We start from the raw sequence: 20,279 nt of genomic DNA, 5'->3' as shown, positions 1-20,279 counted from the left end.
CGGGCGGACTTCCAGGTGAAGATCCGTGGTTTCCGGGTGGAGCTGGGTGAGATCGAGGCGGTGGTTGCGGGGCATCCGCTGGTGTCGCAGGTGGCGGTGGTCGCTCGGGAGGACCGGCCGGGGGACAAGCGCCTGGTCGCCTACGCCGTACCGCGGGCGGCGGCATCGCTCGACGAGAGCGAGCTGCGCCGGTACGTGAGCGGACGGCTGCCCGGGTTCATGGTCCCCGCCGCGATCGTGACCCTGGCGGAGCTGCCCCTGACCGCGAACCGCAAACTGGACCGGCGCGCCCTGCCGGCACCGGAGTACACCTCCTCGGGACGCGGCCCGCGCAACGGGCGGGAAGAGTTCCTGTGCGCGGTCTTCACCGAAGTGCTGGGCCTGGAGCGGGTCGGCATCGACGACAGCTTCTTCGACCTCGGCGGCCACTCCCTGCTCGCCACCCGGGTGGTCAGCAGGGTGCGTGCACTGCTCGGCGTGGAGCTGCCCCTGCGCGTCCTGTTCGAGGGGCCGACCGTGGCCCAGCTCGCCGAGCGGGTCGCGGACGCCGGAGCCGCGAGGACGGCACTGACCCCGATGGACCGCCCCGCCGAGGTGCCGCTGTCTTTCGCACAGCGTCGCCTGTGGTTCCTCAACCGCTTCGAAGGCGGTACGGTTTCGGCGTACAACCTGCCCATCGCTCTCCGCGTCACCGGAGCCGTGGACCAGGCGGCGCTGCGCGCGGCGATTCGCGACGTGGTCGCCCGGCACGAGTCGCTGCGCACCGTGTTCCCCGAGGGCGCCGACGGCACGCCCTTCCAGCACGTCCTGGACGTGGACGACGCGTGCCCGACCCTGCTCGCCGTGCCGCTGACCGAGGCAGAGCTGCCCCATGCCCTGGCCGACGAGACACAGCGCGGCTTCGACCTGGCATCCGAACCACCGCTGCGCGCCTGCCTGTTCGCAGTGGACGGCACCACACACGTCCTGGTCGTGGTGCTCCACCACATCGCGGGCGATGGCTGGTCCATGGCACCGTTGGCGCGGGACGTGGCCAGGGCGTACGCGGCCCGCACCGAGGGACACGCCCCCGCCTGGGAGCCGCTGCCGGTGCAGTACGCGGACTACGCACTGTGGCAGCGGGACCTGCTCGGTGACGAGACCGACCCGGACAGCCTGCTCAGCCGCCAGGTCGCGTACTGGCAGAACCACCTCGCCGAGCTGCCCGAACAGCTCCAGCTGCCCGTCGACCGGGTTCGCTCCGCGACGGCGTCGTACCGGGGCGGCCATGTAGCCTTCACCCTCGACTCGGACACTCACGCGGGCCTGGCGGAGCTGGCCCGGGAGTCGGGCGCGAGCATGTTCATGGTGGTGCAGGCGGCCTTTGCCTCGCTGCTGTCCCGGCTGGGTGCGGGGACGGACATTCCGATCGGTTCACCGGTGGCCGGCCGCACGGACGAGGCACTGGACGACCTCGTCGGCTTCTTCGTGAACACCCTGGTGCTGCGCACCGACCTGTCAGGTGACCCGACCTTCCGCGAACTCGTCGGACGGGTGAGGGAGACGGACCTGGCCGCGTACGCGCACCAGGACGTGCCGTTCGAGCATCTTGTCGAGGTGCTGAACCCGGCCCGCTCCATGTCCCAGCACCCGCTGTTCCAGGTCATGCTGACCTTCCAGAACACGGAACAGGCCGAGGTGCGGCTCGACGGCCTGGCGGTCGCGGCGGAAGCGACACCCGCCACCACGGCGAAGTTCGACCTGTCCCTGAGCGTCCGCGAGACGTACGGTCCGGACGACACCCCCGCGGGGCTCGCCGGAACCTTCGAGTTCGCGGTCGACCTGTTCGACCGGGTGACGGTCGAACAGATCTCCGAGCGGTTCGGGCGACTGCTCACCGCCGCCGTGGCCGACGCCGACCGGCCCGTCAGTGGCCTGGACATCCTGTCCGCGCACGAGCACGAGGAACTGGTCCGCGGCACGCAAGGTCCGGACGCCGGCGTCGATGCGCGGACTCTGCCGGACCTCTTCGAGGAGCAGGCGGCCCGCGTCCCGGAGGCGACGGCCGTCGTCTTCGACGGAGTGGAACTTACCTACGCCGAGCTGAACGCGCGGGCCAACCACCTCGCCCGGTATCTGATCGGACACGGCGCGGCTCCCGAGACCACGGTGGCCCTGGTGCTGCCGCGCTCCACGGACGCGGTGGTGGCGATGCTCGCGGTCCTGAAGACCGGCGCCGCCTATGTGCCGGTGGACCCGCGGTACCCGGCCGAGCGGATCGCCCACATGCTCGAGGACGCCCGGCCCACAGTGGTGCTCACGAGCGCGGCACAGCGGGCCTCCCTGCCACAGGGCACAGTGATCGTGCTCGAGGACATAGCGGAGGCCGTCGCGCGGGAGGCCGTCGCGGATGTGCCGGACACGGCACGGCACCACCCGCTCCTGCCCGGCCACCCCGCGTACCTGATCTACACCTCGGGCTCCACGGGCCGGCCGAAGGGAGTTGTCGTCGCCCACGAGGCGGTCACCGGCCACCTGCGGTGGATGGCCCGGACCTACCCCCTTGGCACAACGGACAAGGTGCTGGCCCGCACCTCGTTCAGCTTCGACGCCGCCGTCTGGGAGATCTGGCTGCCGCTGCTCACCGGCGCTGCCATACACCTGGTGAGCGCCGACGTGGCCGCCGACCCGCACCAACTGGTCGACCAGATCACCGGGAACGGCGTCACGGTCGCCCAGGTCGTGCCGTCGCTGCTGTCCGAGCTATGCGCGGCGGCGGTGGCGGCGGGCACCACGGAGGCGTCCTTGCGGCGGCTCTTCGTCGGCGGTGAACCGCTGCCCGCCGCCCTGGCCGAACTCGCCCAGGACGCCTGGGGCGTGCCGTGCGTCAACCTGTACGGACCCACCGAGTCCACCGTCCAGGTCACCCACCACGAGGCCGGACGTGACCGCACAGGACGCGACGCTTGTCTGCCGGTCGGCCGTCCGGTGCCCGGGGTACGGGCGTACGTCCTCGACGACGGCCTGCGGCCCGTGCCCGCGGGCGTTCCCGGCGAGCTGTACCTCGCCGGCGGCCAGCTGGCCCGAGGCTACGCGGGCCGCCCGGGCCTGACCGCCGACCGCTTCGTCGCCGACCCCTACGGGCCTCCCGGCGCGCGGATGTACCGCACCGGTGACCTCATGCGGCGGCGGCGCAGCGGCGAGCTGGAGTTCTTGGGCCGCATCGACGAGCAGGTCAAGCTGCGCGGGTTCCGCGTCGAACTGGGCGAGATCGAGGCGGCGCTGACCGCGCAGTGGCAGATCTTCCAGGCCGCCGTCGTGCTCCGCGAGGACCGGCCCGGCGACCAGCGACTCGTCGCCTATGTGCTGCCCGCCGACGGCGCACCGCTCGACCTCGACGAGCTGCGTGGCCGCCTGGCGGAACTGCTGCCCGACTTCATGGTGCCCACGGTCTTCGTGGCCCTGGAGACCTTCCCCCTCACCCCGAACGGCAAGCTCGACCGGCGGGCCCTGCCACGGCCCGACGCGACCGCCCGCAGCGCCGGGCGCGCGCCGCGCAACCCGCAGGAGGAGGCCCTCTGCGGTCTGTTCGCGGAAGTGCTCGGCGTCACGGGGGTCGGCATTGACGACAGCTTCTTCGCTCTCGGCGGCCACTCGCTGCTCGCGACGCGCCTGATCAGCAGGATCAAGAAGGTCTTCGGGGTGCGGGTCTCCCTGCGGGCGCTGTTCGAGGCCCCCACGGTGGCGCGACTGCTCCAGCGGTTCGACGGCGAGGACCCGGGCGACGGCATGGCCCAGCTCATGCCGCTCCGACCGGACGGCGACCGGCCTCCGCTCTTCTGCGTCCACCCCGCCAGCGGCCTGAGCTGGGCCTACGTCGGCATGCTCCAGCACCTCCACCCCGACCAGCCGGTGTACGGGCTACAGGCACGCGGCATCGCCGAGGAACGGGCACTGCCTGGCACTCTGGCGGAGATGGCCGCCGACTACGCGGCCCAGATCCGCGCGGTCCAGCCGACCGGCCCGTACCACCTTCTCGGCTGGTCGTTCGGAGCCGTCGCCGCGCACGCCGTCGCGACCACGCTCCAGGAGCAGGGGGAGAGTGTCGCGTTCCTGGCGCTCCTCGACGGCTACCCACCCAACGGCACCGACATGGCCGACATGGACATTCCGGACGAGATCGATATCCTCCAGGGGCTGCTGCGCGACATGGGCATCCATGACGAACTGCGCGACGCGGCCGTCCCTCCGCTCGTCAAGGCCGCGGAACTGCTGCGGCACCAGGGCGGAGCCCTCACCGGGCTCGACGAGAAGACGCTCGCCCGGGTCGTGGCCGTCTGTGCCAACGGCATGCGGATCTCGGCCGGTCACCGACCCGAGGTGTTCCGCGGCGATGTGGAGTTCTTCACCGCCACCGCGGGTCGGCCGGACCGGCAGGGCGCCCACACCCTCTGGGCCCCCTATGTGGAGGGACACATCACCGACCACCCGGTCGATTGTGCCCACGCCGACATGACCACCGGAGGTCCCCTCAAGGAGATCTCCGAGGTGGTCGCCGCGAAGCTCGCCGGGAATGGGGGCGTGCGGTGACGCCTCCCGTCAGGCGGCGCGGACGCCGCCGTACCGGCGGGCCCGACCCGTCCGGCTCACCGATGCGGCGCCTCCTCGGCTGCTGCCGCCGCTACCCCCGCACCATCGCTCTCACTCTGGCCGCGGCCGTGGCGGCGATCGCGGCCGCGGCCGCGATGCCGCTGATCAGCCGGGCCATCGTGGACCGGGTCATCGTTGCGGGCGATCTACCGCTGCTGCCCTGCCTGCTGGCGCTCGCCGGCGCCGGACTCGTCCGCTTCGGCGCCGGCGCCGCGCAACGCTGTCTCGCGGCGCGCCTGTCCTGCGACGTCCAGCACGATCTGCGGACAGCCGCGTTCCGCGCGCTGTCCCGGCTCGACGGGGCGGGCCAGGACGCCCTGCCGACCGGGCAGGTGGTCAGCCGGTCGATCTACGATCTGTCCATGGCTCAGGGCCTGCTCGCCCTGCTGCCCAACGTCCTCGCCAGTGTCCTGCTGCTGATTCTGTCCCTCGCGGTCATGGTGGCCCTCTCACCACTGCTCACCCTGGTGATGCTGCTCGTGCTGCCCCTGTTGCTGCTGACCGCCTGGCACAGCAGCAGGCGCCTGTACCCCGCCACCCTGGAGGCGCGGGAGCGCGAAGCCGCCGTAGCCACCGTTGTCGACGGCGCGGTCGCGGGGGTCCGCGTGGTGAAGGGGTTCGCGCAGGAGGAGCGGGAGCTGCGGGGCCTGGCCACCGCGGCGCACGAGCTGTTCACGGCGCGGAGCCGGGTCGTCCGCCTCAACTCCCTGTACAGCTCGACCCTCCAGGCACTGCCGCTTCTCGGCCAGGTGGGCATCCTCGCCACCGGCGGCTGGCTGGCCTCGCAGGGCTCCATCTCCCTCGGCACGTTCGTGGCGTTCTCCACGTATGTCGCGCAGATAGTCTCCCCGCTGCGCGGTCTGGCCACCGTCGTCACGGGCGTCCACCAGGCACGCGCCAGCGTCGTGCGGGTCTTCGAGATGATCGACACCAGGCCGCGGGTGACGGACCGGCCCGGCGCGGCGCACCTGCCGCCGGGCCCGGTCGGCGTTGAACTGGAACACGTGACCTTCGGCTACGGCACGGCCGACGACGCGCCTTTGGCCCTTGACGGGGTCTCGCTGACGGTGCGGCCGGGCGAGACACTCGCGCTCGTGGGTGCGCCCGGATCCGGCAAGTCGACCCTGGCGCAGTTGCTCCCGCGGTTCTACGACGTGCGGGGCGGCGCCGTGCGCGTGGGCGGCCACGACGTCCGAGACCTGACCGCCGACTCGCTGCGCTCCGCGATCGGCCTGGTGCCGGAGCACAGCTTCCTCTTCGCCGGCACCGTACGCGACAACATCGCCTACGGTCGCCCGGACGCCACCCTGGGCGAAGTGACCGCGGCGGCCACGGCGGCGGGTGCCGACGGGTTCATCCGCGAACTGTCCGACGGCTACGACACCCGGGTCGGCGAGCGTGGTTTCACGCTCTCCGGCGGGCAGCGGCAGCGCATCACACTGGCTCGCGCGCTGCTCACCGACCCGCGTGTGCTGCTGCTCGACGACGCCACCTCGGCCGTCGACCCCCGCACCGAGAAGGAGATCCACGCCACGCTACGGCAGGTCATGACCGGCCGGGCCACCCTGCTCATCGCCCGCCGCCGAGCCACCCTGCAACTCGCCGACAGGGTCGCCTTCCTGGACGGCGGCCGGGTCGTCGACAGCGGCACCCACGACGAACTGGCCGCCCGCTGCCCGGCGTACCAGGCCCTGCTGGCCGGCCCGGAACGGGAACCGGACGGCGAGGACGGGGCAGCGATACTCGGGCAGCCCGAGCACCGGAATGCGTCCGTGTCGCCAGCGGACCCGGCCGTCCCCGGCGACCCCGCCGCCCCGGCCCCGGGCGCCTTCGAGGAACTCGCCGACCTGGCCCCGGCCGCTACCGCGCCGGCTCCCGACGCGGAACCAGGCTTCGGCCTGCGCCGCCTGCTGCGCCCCTTCCGCGGTGCCCTCGTGCTGGGAGCCGTCCTGGTCCTTCTCGACGCACTGGGCAGCGTGTTCGTGCCGTTGCTCATCCGCACCGGCATCGACGACGGCATCCAACGGTCCGCGTCGCCCGTGCTGCTCGGAACATCGATCGCCGCCGTCGCCGTCGTACTGGCGGGCTGGGCGGTCAGCCTGGCCCAGATCCAGACGAACGGCCTGCTCGGCGAGCGGATCCGCTACTTGCTGCGGCTGCGCGGCTTCGCCCACCTGCAGCGTCTCGACCTGTCCTACTACGAGCGGGAGCTGTCGGGGCGCATCATGACCAGGCTGACCGCCGACGTGGACGCGGTCGCCGCATTCAGCCAGACCGGTTTCGCCACGGCGCTCGTCAGCCTTGTCTCAACCGTCACAGTCCTCACCGTGCTGCTCGCCCTGGACTGGCGCCTGGGCCTGGTGGTGTGTGCGGCGCTGCCCGTCCTGGCCGTGGCCACCGTTGTCTTCCGGGTGACGTCAGCCAAGGCGTACAACGCCGCCCGCGACAGCTCCGGCGCCCTCAACGCCGCACTGCAGGAACACGTCGCGGGCCTGCGCATCGCCCAGGCGTTTCGGCAGACGGAGCGCGTCGCCGACCGGTTCGCCCGCAAGAGTGCCGCCTACCGCACAGCCCGACTGCGCGCCCAGCGCTACGCCGCCGGCTACTTCGGGCTCGTGGAGCTGCTGCCGGCGGCCAGCGCCGGGTGCGTGCTGGCCTTCGGGGCGGAGCGGGTCCGCTCCAGCGCTTCGACCATCGGGCTGCTCGTGGTGTTCTTGCTCTATGTGGACGTACTCTTCGCCTCGGTGCTCCAGCTCTCGCAGGTCTTCGACGGCTACCAGCAGGCCTCCGTCGGGCTCCGCCGCATCCTGGACCTCTTCCGCACCCCGAGCGGCACGCCGAGCGCCGAACACCCCCTGCCGGTACGAAAGGTGGCCGGCGCCATCGACCTCATGGACGTCCGCTACCGCTACCCGGGCACCACCCGGGACGCGGTCCACGACGTACAGCTGAGCATCCCGGCCGGGCAGACGGTCGCGCTGGTCGGCAAGACCGGCGCGGGCAAGTCCACGCTCGTCAAACTGGTCGGGCGGTTCTACGACGTGTCATCCGGTGCCGTCCGGGTCGACGGGCTCGACCTGCGCACCCTGGAACTCGGTGACTACCGGCGCCGGCTCGGCATCGTCCCGCAGGAGACGCACCTCTCGGGCGGCACGGTGCACGATGCCATCGCCTATGGCCGTCCCGCCGCGACGCAGGCCGAGGTGATCGCCGCGGCCCGCGCCGTCGGCGCCCACGAACTGTTGTCCCGGCTCCCCGAGGGCTACCGGCACCCGGTCGAGGAGGGCGGCCGGAACCTCTCCGCGGGGCAGCGTCAGCTCGTCGCTCTCGCGCGCGCCCGGCTCGTCGACCCGGACGTCCTCCTGCTCGATGAGGCCACCTCCGCGCTCGATCCGGCGACCGAGGCGGCCGTGTCCCGTGCCGTCGCTCGGCTGACCGCCGGCCGCACCTCACTGCTTGTGGCGCACCGCCTGTCCACCGCCGCCCGTGCGGACCGCATCATCGTGATGGACGGCGGCGCCGTCGTGGAGGACGGCAGCCACGATGAACTCCTCGCTCGGGAAGGCGCCTACGCGGGACTGTGGAGAGCCGCCGTATCAGGACACGACAGGGAGGGTTCTCCGGTCACCCGGTGACACGGCCGGCAACGGACTTCGCGAAGAACGCGGTCAGTGCCTCGTTCACCGACCGCGGGTCTTCCAGATACCCGTAGTGCCCGCAATGCGGGATCTCGACGTAGTGGCAGTCTTCGATGACCTGGACCACCTCCCGGCCCAGGTGAGGGGGAGTGACGATGTCGTCGCTGAAGGAAATCACCGCGCAGGGCACCTGGATGCCCGCGTAGTCCTTCAGGCGGTTCGGGATCAGCGTGCTCTCCAGCTGGTACCGGTAGCCGTCGCTCGTGTCGTGCGGCCCTTCCATCAGGGCCATCCAGTCCTCCGCCCGGGAATCGTCCCTGAGGGTGAACTGGGACAGGTTCTGCATCGCCCGCAGCAGCCCGCGGTGGGTGGGCGAGACGGTGGGCCCGCCGCGGCTCTGCTCGATCTCGGCCGTCACCATGGCCCGGCGCATGGCGTCGGTCCGGCCGCGGGTGGCCATGAAGACGGCCTGGCGCAGCAGACCGGGACGACGCAGGGCGAGTTCCTGCGCGACGATGGCGCCCAGCGACACGCCCACCACCCGGCAGGGGGCCAGACCGAGGGCCTCGATGAGACGGGCGGCGTCCTCGACCATGTCGTCCAGGCCGAAGGGCTCGGTGGGCCCTGGCGCGCTACCCCGGTGGTCGAAGGTCACTGTCTGGTAGCCGGCCCGCACCAGAGCCGGCACCTGATGGGCGTCCCAGACCCGGCCTCGTCCACCGCTCCCCGTGATCAGCAGGACGGGGTCGCCCGTGCCCTTGCGGGTGTAGACGAGGTCGAGTTCCCCACCGCGCGGCTCAGGCATGATCACTCCCGATGTCTCGGCCGGCAAGTTGGGTCCGTGCGTCCGACGCGATGCGTTCGAAGACCTTCTCGTCGGCCTCGAACACGGAATCCTCGACGGGCCAGTGGACGACGATCTCGGTGAAGCCCAGCTCGGCGTAGCGTCCGGCGAAGTCGACGAAGGCATCGACGGACTGCAGCGGACGGCCGCTGGTGAAGCCTGTCAGCAGGATCCGCTCGATGTCCTGCGTTGTTCGCCCCTGCTCGGCGAGGGCCTTCTCCAGGTTCTCGACCTGTCCGGCGATCGTGGCGTGGAACTGCTGCTCGTTGCCGTCGGGCAGCCGCGGGTCGCCCAGGGTCACCCACGCCTGCCCGTACCGGGCCGCGAGCTTCATGCCCCGTGGGCCGGTGGCGGCCACCGCGAACGGCAGCCGTGGACTCTGGCGGCACCCGGGCAGGTTGTACGCCTCGTGGGCGCGATAGAACGCGCCGTCGTGCGAGACGGCGGGAACCCTCAGGAGCCGGTCGAGGAGCTCGAGGAACTCCTCGAAGCGGGCGGTCCGTTCACGCGGCGACCACGTCGCCCGCCCCATGACCGTGGCGTCGAACCCGTCCGCTCCGGCGCCCACTCCCAAAGTGATGCGCCCGTCCGAGAGGTCGTCGAGGGACATGAGTTCCTTGGCGAACGGCACCGGGTGACGGAAGTTGGGCGAGGCGACGAGTGTGCCCAGCCGGATGGACCGGGTGACCGCCGCGGCAGCGGCCAGCGTGGGCACGGCGCCGAACCAGGCCCGGTCGCGCAGACTTCGCCACGACAGGTGGTCGTAGGTGTAGGCAGCGTGGAATCCGAGTTCCTCGGCATGCCGCCATCTGCGGCTGCCGCCCTCGCTCCAGCGCTGGGTGGGCAGGATGACGGTGCTCAGCCGCACAGGGTCCCCCTCGGACGTGGTTCTCGGCTACGGACGCAGCACAGCCTTGAGGACGGAGCCCGCGCCGACGTGCCGAAGAGCCTCTTCACACTCCGACATCTGGAACTCGGTCACCAGGCTCTTGAGATCGAACCGTTCGCTGAGAGCCGGCAGCAGATTCACATAGGCGACCAGGTGCGCACCGGTGAATCCCCAGGAGCCGAAGAGGGAGAGCTGGCGATGGACGAGCTGGTGCGGGTTGATGTCGATCTCGCCACGGTCGGTGTACTGCCCCACGACGAGGTAGGAGCCGCCACGCCGCGCCATGGCGATGCCCTGGGGGATGGCGTTCGGAGCGCCCGCGCACTCGATGACGAGGTCGGCGCCGTATCCACCGGTCACGGCGCGCACCTCATCAAGGACGGCCGTAGTGTCCTGGCCGTTGATGATGTCGAGGTGGAGGTCACCGATGCCGAGTCGCTCGGCGACCGCGAGGCGGGCCTCGGGGCCGCCCACCATGATCACCCGGGCGGCGCCGGCCAGCTGTGCCATGGCTGCGGCGGCGAGCCCCACCGGTCCGCTGCCCTGGACCACGACCGTCTCGCCGAGCCTGACGGCACGTCGGCCGTACAGGGCGTGGACCATGGTGGGGCCGGCGCAAGCCAGCGACATCGCCGACAACGGGTCCACGCCTGAGGGGAGCTTGACCACACTGGTGCCGGCGCGCAGGACCATGCGTTCGGACCACGAGCCGGACGGTCCGGGGGCGTCCGACACGGGGATGTTGACGCCGTAGGTGGTGCGGCGTTCGCACAGGGTCGGTTCTTCGTGCATGCGGCAGGGGACGCAGGCACCGCACGAGATCGAGGACGCCCACATGACGGTGTCGCCGACCTCCAGGGCATCGCCGTTGGCGTCACGCAACCCGCCGGAGCCGATCTGCTCCACCGTTCCGAGTCCCTCGTGCCCGAGGACCACGGGCGTGGGGATGTTCAGTCGTCCGCTCCACAGGTGTGCGTCGGTGCCGCAGACTCCGCCGTACTCCACCTTGACCCGAACTTCGCCGGGTCCGACAGCGGTGACGTCCAGCTCCTCCAGGGCGAGGGGCTTGTCGAATGCACGCAGGACTACGGACCGAGAGGTCTTGGGGAGAACGTCAGACATTTCCATCCACTACTCAGGACCGGATCGAAGAAGGGCTGCGGGGGGACCCTAGGGGCACGCTTTATCGACGCCGTATCAGTCGTCCAACAGGGCGCACTTTCCGGGGCGCCGGGGCGCCGGGGCGCCGGGGCGCCGGGGGGCGAAGCGTGCGCGATAACGAGACGAAAGCTGTGCTCCCTACCTTCTGAGCTGGCGTGATGACGGTCGGACTGCACTAGGAGTCAGCGGCATGGCTGGAACGGCGAGGCACGGTTCGTCGGGTGCGACCGGCAGATGACGAACGAAACGAGGACTCCCGGACCGGGAGGTCTCATGGGCCGGGGCGACACCCTGTGCGAGACCTTCGCTGTGCGGGCACGGGAGCACGGGTACCGCACCGCACTGATCGAGGGGGAAAAGCGGTACTCCTACCGCGCACTGGACGAGGTCTCGAACGCCTGGGCCCAGGAGCTGACGCGGCGCGGAGTCGTGGCAGCGGGTGACACGGTTCCCGTCATCATGCCGCGTTCGGCGGAACTGGTCACGGCGATCCTCGCCCTTCTCAAGACGGGCGCCGCGTACTCGCTCATCGCTCCGGAGTGGCCTCGTGCCCGGCAGGAGGAGCTGGTGCGGCTGCTCGGCGCCCCGGTCGTCGTGACGTCCGAGGCGTCGTCGTGGGACGTTCCCACCTTCGTCCCTCCGCCCGTCGAGCGGGCTGAGCGGCGGCTCACTCCTCCTGCCGTGCCCGCCGTCTCCGGCGATTCCCCGGCCACCGTCTTCTTCACCTCCGGCAGCACGGGTGTGCCCAAGGCGGTGGTGTCACCGCACCGGGCCACCGTCAGCCTCTTCGCTGATCCGGTGTTCCACGGCTTCGCCCCGGGCACGGTCATGCCGCTGGCCGCGGCACTGCCCTGGGACGCCTTCAGCCTCGAGTTGTGGGGCATGCTGCTGTCCGGCGGGACGTCGGTTCTGATCGACGGTCCCTACCTGCTTCCCCCCTCGCTCCGGGCGCTGACCGCGGACCACCGGGTGAACGTCCTGTGGCTCACCGCATCGCTCTTCAACATGTTCGTCGAGGAGGATCTGGGCTGCTTCACCGGTCTGGACCGCCTCTTCATCGGCGGTGAACGGCTCTCCCCGAGGCATGTGCGCAGGTTTCTGGAAGCCCATCCCACCATCACGTTGGTCAATGGGTACGGGCCCGTCGAGAGCACGGTCTTCGCGACGGTGCACGAGATCACGGTCGAGGACTGCTCACGTGAGAACGGCATCCCCATCGGGCGAGCCGTGGCCGGTCGGCAGATCCAGGTACTCCAGGACGACAAGACGTGCGCCACGGGGCAGCCCGGCGAGCTGTTCATCGGCGGCGACGGCCTGGCACTCTCCTATCTCGGGCAGCCCGGGCTCACCGAGGAGAGGTTCGTCAGAGCCGAGGGTCCGGGGCGCGCGCGCCGCATGTACAGAACGGGCGACCTGGTCTCCGCCGACGCAGACGGAATCCTCCACTTCCATGGGCGCATCGGCCGTCAGGTGAAGCTCCGCGGACACCGCGTCGAGCTGGCGGAGATCGAGACGCTGGTCCGGCGGACGCCGGGCGTTACGGACTGTGCCGCCATCCCTCGCGTGGACGGTAACGGTACGTGCCACGGCATCGCTCTCTTCTACACCACGGAGCACTCGGCCGGCCCGCGGCCCGAGGAACTCCGACGCGGCATGATCGCCCGCGCCGCGGGATATCTCGTTCCGGACCGCTTCGAACACGTCGACGACTTCCCGCTTTCCGCGAACGGCAAGGTCGACCACCGGCAACTGGCCGCCTCGCTGCCCCCCGTGCACGCGTCTGCCGCAGCGGACGACGAGAAGGCTTGTGATCGTCTGGAAGCCGTGGTCAGGTCCGCGTTCGCGGAGGTGCTCCATCGTGAGAGCGTGAGACCCGAGGCATCGTTCTTCGCGCTCGGAGGCACGTCCCTGGACGCCGGCCGACTATGCACCAAACTGGGGGTGCGACTGGGGACGCCGGTCCCCATTTCGCTGATCATGGCCCACCCAACGCTGAGCGGCCTCCTGGACGCACTGCGCAGTTCGCGATCGGACGCGTCCCCGCCCGAGGCGGCCGACGCCCGGAACACCTTGTCTCACCAGGCGGTGGACCTCGTCGGCATGCAGGCGGGTTTCGCGATGGCCCACGAATTCCACCCCGAAGATCTGGCCCCGCTCTGTCCTTCCATTTGGCGCATCGACGGTCCATTGGACCTCGATGCTCTAGCCGAGGCCGTGCACGACGTGGGACAGCGCCATGACGCCTTGCGGGCCACGTACCAGGCCGTCCCCCGACCTCGCGCAGTCGTATGCGCAGCGGAGGCACCCGCGTCCTTGCACGTCCTGCCTGCGACAGCCGGCGAGTCGGAGGCCGTCTGTCGCCTGAGGGAGTATGCGCTCACTCCGCTGAGCATTGAGAGCGGGGAGGTGTGGAGGTGCGCCGTCATCGCCTGCGCGGCCACGCACTTCTTCGCGATCTGTGTCCATCACATCGCCTTCGACGCCTGGTCACAGCGGATCCTTCTCGACGAGCTGAGCCTTGCGTATACGGCTCGTCGCGCGGGGGAGAAGCCGGACTTCGGCCGAGCACCGGCCCTCCTCGCAGACGTCGTCAGGGAACGCGCGCTGCAACTTCCTCCGGACCGGCTGGCACGGCAGCTCGCGTTCTGGTCGGGAGCACTCACCGATCTTCCGTCACTCAACTTCGGCCGCCCGCCGAAGTCATCGGGCTCCACCCTCGGACGCGCCGAGGCGTCCTTCTCGCTGTCGGCAGCGGATGCCGCGACGCTCGAAAAAGCAGCGGTCGAAACCGGCACGACCTTGTTCACCGTGCTCCTGGCCGCCTACGCCACAGCACTCCACCGGACCTTCGGACAGGACGAGTTCGGCATCGGCGTACCGGTCGCCAAGCGCGACATCCCCTCGGCCGAAACCTTCGTGGGCTGCCTGATCAACACACTGTGCATTCCGTTTCGCGGCCTTGGCCACGACTTTCCGTCGGTCCTGCGCAGCACCCACGACATTGTGATGCAGGCGTTCGCCGCCCAGGACGTGCCGCTCACCGAGGTGGTCCGAACCGTCCGGCCCGCACGCTCGGACCGCAACCCGCTGTTCCAGACGATGTTCGCGCTTCAGGACGTCGATCAGGAGACGCTCGACCTCGCGGACTGCCGTGTCACCGGCATCGACGCCGAACCTCCGCGTTCCATGCACGAGCTGGTCGTGGAGGCCTGGCCGCAGCCTGACGGCACTCTGAAGGTTACGTTCGACCACAAGCCGGAATGCGTTTCCGCGCAGACCGCCCGGGCTGTGCGGACGGCCTACCAGAAGCTCCTCGCCGAGGTGGTCGCCGATGCCGAGGCCACCGTGCGACGTCAATCAGCTTATTAGGGAGCAGCGGCCGTGGGGCTTTCGTTCTGGGCAGATCCTTATCCTGTCTACAAGAATTTCCAAGAACGTTCCAGCGTGTTCTGGGACGAGATGCTGGAAGTCTGGGTGGTTGCCGGAAGGAGCGCAGTAAACACCGTGCTGCGTTCTCCGACGGTGTCCTCGGACTGGCTTCGATTGAACGCCGGCGCGTCGACTTCCAATGAATTCCCAGAATTGGAGCGGATGCTGCTCGGCTGGTTCATGCTCATGGATCCCCCCGGTCACACACGGCTCCGCCGAGCCATGCAGTCCTTCTTTGCCCGCAACCGCGTGGAGAGCCTTTCCGAGGAGTTCCAGGACGTCGTCGAAATGCAATTGGAAGTGATTCGCATGCGCGACAGCGTGGATGTCGCGAAAGACTTCTCCACCCCGGTCGCCAGCGGCATTCTCGCCCGAGTCCTCGATGTGCCGGTCGAGGTCATAGCCGCGGCGGCCGAACACATGGGTAAGATCGCCGGCTTCCTGGCCCTGCCGCACAAGAGGGAGTTCGCCGCCCAGGCGGCTGCCGCCGTCGGCCGGCTCGACGACCTCTACCGTGCGCTCGCCCCGGCTCTCTCGCCGGACAGCGCTCTGTTCCCCCTCCTCGGCAACGACCCGGCAGCGCCCGAGGACACCTACCTGCACACCGCGCACCTCCTCTCCTTCGCCGGCCAGGAGACCACGGCGGGGCTCATTGCAACCGGGCTGCTGCACCTGCTGCGCGAACCCGGCCGCTACAAGGAAGTGGCCGCGGGAGGGGCCGGACCCGAGGCAGTCGTCGAGGAATTGCTGCGTTTCGACACGCCCGTACCGCAGGTCCCCCGCGTCGCCCTGTCCGACATGACCGTGGAGGGGCACACCATCCGAGCGGGTGACCGCATGCTGGTGCTGCTGGCCGCGGCCAACAGGGACTGGCAGAACTCCGCGGACGCCGACGTGCTCGACTTCGCGCGGAACCAGAATCATGTGGCCTTCGGGCTCGGCATCCACTACTGCCTCGGCGCTCCGATAGCGCGTAGCGGCGCAAAGGCGGCAATTTCCGAGTGGACGGCCGCCTTTCCTGCGGCTCGACTCTCACCGGAAACCGTTCGATGGGCAGTCGGTACCGGTTACCGCAGACTTGAATCCGCCCTCGTCCAGACCGTCTGAGCTGAAGGAGAAATGAAATGAACAACTCACTCGACGCGGTGATCGAGATCTACGGGAAGGTCGTCGGTACGCCCGAGGTCCGCGCGGAATCAGACTTCTTTGAGATAGGTGGTCATTCCCTGCTTGTCATGGAGGTCATCTCGCTCCTTCGCGCGCAGTACGGGATGAGTGTTCCGGCGCGGCAGTTCCTGACGGATGCCCGCGCGGAAGCGGTGGCGGCGGCCTGTGTGGCGATTGAGGGCGAGTGAGCGCCTTGACGAGTCAGCACGGCGTCAGTTCCGTTCCCGAGATGGTCCTGGACCAGGCGCGTCGGCAGCCGGATGCGCCGGCCTTGGAGTGCGAGGGGAAACTGGTTACTTACCGCGCGCTGGTGCGGCAGGCCGCCGGCATCGCCCTTGCCCTGACCCGGAGCGGGGTCCAGCCGGGCGCAGTGGTCGCGATCACCGTGGATCGCGGCACCGCTGTGCCGGCCGCCCAACTCGGCATCTGGCTCATGGGAGGAATTTGCCTCACGCTGCCCCCCGGCATGCCGCGTGGCCGGCTGGAGGCGGTTATGGCTGATGTCGCTCCGCAAGCCGTCGTCGGGGACTCCTCCGGCAATCCCGACCTGCCCGGCGTGCCCAGGGTGATCGACCTGGCGGAGTGCACCCCCGCGGAACCGGACGCGCACGGTATGCCCGGAAGCGGCGCGTATCTCATATACACCTCGGGATCGACAGGAGTCCCGAAGGGCGTGCTTGTCGGACACGACTCCTTCGCGCTGCTGGCGCGATGGCACGGTGACACCTACGGCGTGAGGCCCGCAGACAGGGCTTCGTCGGTCGCCGCCATGTCTTTTGACGCCTTCATGTGGGAGATCTGGCCGTACCTCTGTCGCGGGGCGTCCGTCCACTTTGCGCCCGAGGAACTGAAGCTGGCACCTTGGGAACTCGGCGACTGGTACCGGGTGCAGGCTATCGACCTGTCGTTTCTGCCCACTCCGTTGGCCGAGGCCTATTTGCGGCACGGCACCCACTTCGGCCAGCTGCGCTGCTTGCTCACCGGAGGGGACCGGCTGCGCCTGTGGGACGGGCACCCCCTACGCCGCTTCGTGAATCACTACGGCCCTACGGAGGCGACGGTGGTTGCCACCAGCCATGACGTGGCACCCACGAGCACCGGCCCCATCCCGATCGGCCGGGCGATCAGCTCGGCCCGGACGATGGTGTTCGATGGCGAGCGAGAGGCCGTGAGCGACACCGCCGGAGAACTCCTCATCGGCGGCGGATGCTTGGCCCTCGAGTATTGGGGGAACCAGGCGGCGACCGAGAGAAGTTTCGTGCGCGTGACCGGCTCCGCGCAGAAGTGGTATCGCACAGGTGATCTCGTTCGCCGCAACGGCGAGGGTGAGTTGGAGTTCCTCGGGCGGATCGACCGGCAGATCAAGGTACGTGGCGTGCGGGTGGAGCTGGGGGAGATCGAGGGAGTACTCGGCCGGTGTCCCGGGGTGAACGACGTCGTGGTCGACTGGAATCAGGACGAGTCCCTGCTCACAGCCTACGTGGTCGGCACTGCCGACGGCGTTGACTGCCGCTCGGCCTCGACGCTCAGGGAGTTCGTCCGCCGGCACCTTCCCTCAGAAATGGTGCCGCAGAACTATGTTTTTGTGGAGAGAATTCCCATGACGACGCATGGGAAGATTGATCGGAAATCTCTCCTGCGAAAGCCCTGATCATCGATTCACCTTGCTCTTTGTGGCACGCGACGACCGGATTAGCCAACGACGGCGAAGTTAGCCGGGCGGCACGGCGAGACGTGAAGGCTCTCGTAGCCGCCCGGCTCGCAGTAGGTCCACCGGAAAACGGAGGATCTTCTGTGGTCAGGATAATGAAGGCGCTGGAGCAGCGCTCGGTAATTGGCCGGGTCGTTGAGAGTACCGATCCAGGCCAGTTGAAGCAGCTCGGCAGATCATCATCCTGCGCCGATCGCCAGGAGATGCGGGGAGTGCAGCGAACGGCCAGCATCGCAACTCGCTCGCCAGCCAGACCGCTGCCACCTGGGCAAATGAGGATTCCGGCAAGGACAGCAATCGTTGACAACGTCTGCGTGGACATCGTACGGCTTCAGAATGTCTGCACAGCCCGTGAGCTGTGGCTTTGTCGGGTGATCGGCTTGCTCGGTGGTACTGGTTGATGAGGCCTGCGACGGTTTGTCGGCGCTGTACCGAGCGAACGAACCGCTCGGCGTGCGGGTTGCAGTTGGGGCTCCGCGGAGGGATCTTGGCCACGGTGATGTCCTCGCTGGCGAAGACGCCGTCGAAAGCTGCGGTGAATTTCGCGTCCCGGTCGCGGATCAGGTGAGTGAAGTCGCCAGCATGCTGGTCGAGTTGCCATATCAGCTGTCGGGCTTGCTGGGTGGCCCAGGCGGCGGTGGGGTGGGCGGTGACGCCCAGGATGTGCACGGTGCGGGTGCGTACCTCCATGACGAACAGGGCGTACAGCCGCTGCAGGCTGATGGTGTCCATGTGGAAGAGGTCGGTGGCGAGCAGGCCGTGGGCCTGGGCCTTGAGGAAGGCGGCCCATTCGCCGCGCACGGGATGCTGGCGCGGGGCTGGGCCGAGGCTGGCGGCGCGCAGGATCCGGCGGACGCTGGCCGGACTGACCCTGTGCCCCAGGCGACGGAGTTCGCCGTGGACGCGCCGGAAGCCCCATCGTGGGATTTCGGCGCCGAGCTGGATGATCAGGTCTTCGTGCCAGGCCGCGAGTGGTGCAGCCCTCCTGTCCAAGACCTGCTGGAGCGGCGCCTGTCCAGCGCGCGACGGTGAGCTGCCCACCACCTATGCACCCAAGATCAATCGGGACGACCGAGGATCGCAGCGATCTACCACGCCGACAGAGCCTCAGAAGCAGAGCTTCCCTCGGGCCACCACAACCGTATTGTCGGTGGTCAACTCTCGGACACAGAGTGGCCCTACGGCGCCCCGTTCATGGGCAGGGGATATTGGCACCCGCTTCCGGCTACCGGCCGGGGCGGGTGTTCGTCGTTGCGGTGCCTTCGGCCTGGCTTCTCCCTTCGCTGGCGTTTCGCTGGGCCTTGGTCAGCTGATGATGATCCTTTCTGCCTTGGGTGTGTCTGCGGTCAGGGACCGGGTCGCGGGGTCGAAGGTCAGAGAGATCTCCTGGCTGCGGAGGTGGGCGATCGCCTGGGCCGGTGTGGGTGACACTGGGTCCTTGATGACGGAAGCCAGGCCGGGAGGATTCAGGCGGCTGCTGGTGAGGCGGAGGTGCAGGGCCGGCAGGTGCGGCAGGACGTGGTCTTCGCGCAGGTAGGCGTTGGGGGTGCGGCCGGGTTCGGGGCGGGTGGCGCTGGTGTGGCCGTGGCGGCACCGGTAGCCGGGACAGTGGTGGGTCCAGTGGGATTCCATGCGCCGGCCGCAGACGCCGCAGCACAGCAGCCCTGCCAGCAGGTATACGCGCCCGGGTGCTGTCTCTCGGCGGGTGCGAAGGTTCTGGACGGTGATGAAGTCGACCTCGCTGACCAGTGCCGGGTGCGCGGGGCGGGCGGAGATGATCCAGTCGGTGGGGGTGTTCCAGCGCATGACGTCGCGGTGGCGGAGGGTGGTGTTCGTGGGGTCGACGAGGTCGTGGTCGGTGCGCTGGCGGTTCCAGACTTGTCGGCCTGTGTAGAGCGGGGGTTGGTGAGGATGGCCCGCACCGTGTTCAGCACCCAGCGCTGACCATTGCGGTGCGGGTCGCGGGCGGGGTCGGCAGCTGCCGGGCAGGGGATGTCGGCGTCGTTGAGGGCGCGGGTGATGCGGGCGATGCTGTGCCCGGCCAGGCGCTGGGCGAAGATCCAGGACACGATCGGCCCGCTCTCGGGGTCGGTGTCCAGGCGTTGTATGCGTACGCCGCGGCGGGCCAGCGCCTGGTTGGGGTGCGGGCCGGCATCGACGAGGCGGCAGCCGTAGGGAGGCCGGCCGCCGAGGTATCGGCCCTGGTCGCGGGTCTGCACCGTCATCGCGGTACGGGTGCGGATCCGGGCGCGGGCGATCTCCCGCTTGGACAGGATCCCGAGCAGGATCATCAGCTCCTCCTGCCCGGCGGTCTGCGGATCCACCGCGCCGCCCAGCTCTGGCACCCACACCTCGACGCCATAGTGGTCGAAGAGGGGGGCCATGGACGCGAACTGGTTGCCGTAGAAGGCCCGTTCGCTGGAGCCGATGACGACCGTGTCGAAGTCGCGGTCGGCCATCGCGGCGAGCAGGGCCGCAGCCTCGGGCCGGCGCGACCAGGGGATGGTGCGGCTGCGCCCGGTGTCGAAGAACTCGGCGACGATCTGCCCGTGTCCGGAGACCAGCCCCTGGGCGCGTAGCAACTGCCAAGCCTGCGACGTGCTGGGGACCTGATGGTCTTCGGTCGACACCCGGCCGTAGAACGCAAACCGCGTACCACTGGCGGGTGGCATATCGACGGGGGAGGAGCAGGGAGTCCACCCTCGGGCCAATCCGCTACAAGCATTTGGGCCCCAGAGGGATCACCAGTGTGCTCGGCTGGCTGGTGCGACGCTGTCGTCATCGACGCCTCCCCACAGCCGTCGTGCCCAG

11 protein-coding genes and 1 pseudogene are annotated in these 20,279 nt (G+C 69.6%); 7 read left to right on the top strand and 5 right to left on the bottom strand.

All coding sequences use genetic code 11. The features are described 5' to 3' along the window. Both ACWD3E_RS41395 and ACWD3E_RS41390 read left to right on the top strand, forming a co-directional pair. A partial coding sequence (locus tag ACWD3E_RS41395; RefSeq protein ID WP_451392628.1) for an amino acid adenylation domain-containing protein occupies positions 1-4,569 on the top strand: 4,569 nt, incomplete at its 5' end. A gap of 62 nt (positions 4,570-4,631) precedes the next feature. Continuing rightward, complete coding sequence (locus tag ACWD3E_RS41390) at positions 4,632-8,264, top strand: ABC transporter ATP-binding protein (protein WP_451392630.1); 3,633 nt, start codon at positions 4,632-4,634, stop codon at positions 8,262-8,264. Here ACWD3E_RS41390 and ACWD3E_RS41385 read toward each other — a convergent pair. From ACWD3E_RS41385 to ACWD3E_RS41375, 3 genes are read right to left on the bottom strand one after another with little or no spacing between them, the layout of a single operon-like run. After that, complete coding sequence (locus ACWD3E_RS41385) at positions 8,254-9,072, bottom strand: alpha/beta fold hydrolase (RefSeq protein WP_451392627.1); 819 nt, start codon at positions 9,070-9,072, stop codon at positions 8,254-8,256. The genes ACWD3E_RS41390 and ACWD3E_RS41385 overlap by 11 nt on opposite strands. Beyond that, positions 9,065-9,979: an LLM class flavin-dependent oxidoreductase gene (locus ACWD3E_RS41380; protein ID WP_451392626.1), complete on the bottom strand. Its 915-nt coding sequence runs from the start codon at positions 9,977-9,979 to the stop codon at positions 9,065-9,067. Before ACWD3E_RS41380 ends, ACWD3E_RS41385 begins: the two co-directional genes overlap by 8 nt. 27 nt (positions 9,980-10,006) lie before the next feature. Then, entirely contained in the window at positions 10,007-11,122 is a 1,116-nt protein-coding gene (locus tag ACWD3E_RS41375) for a zinc-binding dehydrogenase (RefSeq protein ID WP_451392625.1), read from the bottom strand. Between the two features lie 312 nt (positions 11,123-11,434). Here ACWD3E_RS41375 and ACWD3E_RS41370 point away from each other — a divergent pair, with 312 nt between their 5' ends. The 5 genes from ACWD3E_RS41370 to ACWD3E_RS41350 all read left to right on the top strand — a co-directional run bounded on the left by ACWD3E_RS41370 (position 11,435) and on the right by ACWD3E_RS41350 (position 18,500). Beyond that, positions 11,435-14,530, top strand: coding sequence for an amino acid adenylation domain-containing protein (locus ACWD3E_RS41370; protein WP_451392624.1), 3,096 nt, complete (start codon positions 11,435-11,437; stop codon positions 14,528-14,530). Positions 14,531-14,542: 12 nt separating this feature from the next. Continuing rightward, entirely contained in the window at positions 14,543-15,697 is a 1,155-nt protein-coding gene (locus ACWD3E_RS41365; protein ID WP_451392623.1) for a cytochrome P450, read from the top strand. Positions 15,698-15,714: 17 nt separating this feature from the next. Further along, positions 15,715-15,945 (top strand): phosphopantetheine-binding protein, encoded by a 231-nt coding sequence (locus tag ACWD3E_RS41360; RefSeq protein WP_451392622.1) that lies wholly within the window; start codon positions 15,715-15,717, stop codon positions 15,943-15,945. Continuing rightward, a complete protein-coding gene (locus ACWD3E_RS41355; protein WP_451392621.1) occupies positions 15,942-17,408 on the top strand; it encodes an amino acid adenylation domain-containing protein in 1,467 nt (488 codons plus the stop codon). The genes ACWD3E_RS41360 and ACWD3E_RS41355 overlap by 4 nt, the downstream gene beginning before the upstream one ends. A 447-nt stretch (positions 17,409-17,855) precedes the next feature. Continuing rightward, positions 17,856-18,500, top strand: coding sequence for a hypothetical protein (locus ACWD3E_RS41350; protein WP_451392620.1), 645 nt, complete (start codon positions 17,856-17,858; stop codon positions 18,498-18,500). 273 nt (positions 18,501-18,773) lie between these two features. Here ACWD3E_RS41350 and ACWD3E_RS41345 read toward each other — a convergent pair whose 3' ends face one another. Both ACWD3E_RS41345 and ACWD3E_RS41340 read right to left on the bottom strand, forming a co-directional pair. Then, positions 18,774-19,100, bottom strand: a complete 327-nt coding sequence (locus ACWD3E_RS41345; RefSeq protein WP_451392619.1) for a hypothetical protein — start codon at positions 19,098-19,100, stop codon at positions 18,774-18,776. A gap of 323 nt (positions 19,101-19,423) precedes the next feature. After that, positions 19,424-20,140 (bottom strand): annotated as a pseudogene (locus ACWD3E_RS41340) (recombinase family protein); the annotation flags it as partial. Positions 20,141-20,279: the final 139 nt, after the last annotated feature.

This window comes from Streptomyces sp. NPDC002676 (assembly GCF_053592455.1).
Note: the sequence above shows the minus strand (reverse complement) of the source record. Positions and strands in the feature narration are given on the sequence as shown.

Coding starts and splice junctions, on each gene's coding strand:
- ACWD3E_RS41370 (WP_451392624.1), top strand. CDS start 11,435: ATGGGCCGGGGCGACACCCTGTGCGAGACCTTCGCTGTGCGGGCACGG.
- ACWD3E_RS41360 (WP_451392622.1), top strand. CDS start 15,715: ATGAACAACTCACTCGACGCGGTGATCGAGATCTACGGGAAGGTCGTC.
- ACWD3E_RS41390 (WP_451392630.1), top strand. CDS start 4,632: ATGCGGCGCCTCCTCGGCTGCTGCCGCCGCTACCCCCGCACCATCGCT.
- ACWD3E_RS41345 (WP_451392619.1), bottom strand. CDS start 19,100: ATGGAATCCCACTGGACCCACCACTGTCCCGGCTACCGGTGCCGCCAC.
- ACWD3E_RS41385 (WP_451392627.1), bottom strand. CDS start 9,072: ATGCCTGAGCCGCGCGGTGGGGAACTCGACCTCGTCTACACCCGCAAG.
- ACWD3E_RS41375 (WP_451392625.1), bottom strand. CDS start 11,122: ATGTCTGACGTTCTCCCCAAGACCTCTCGGTCCGTAGTCCTGCGTGCA.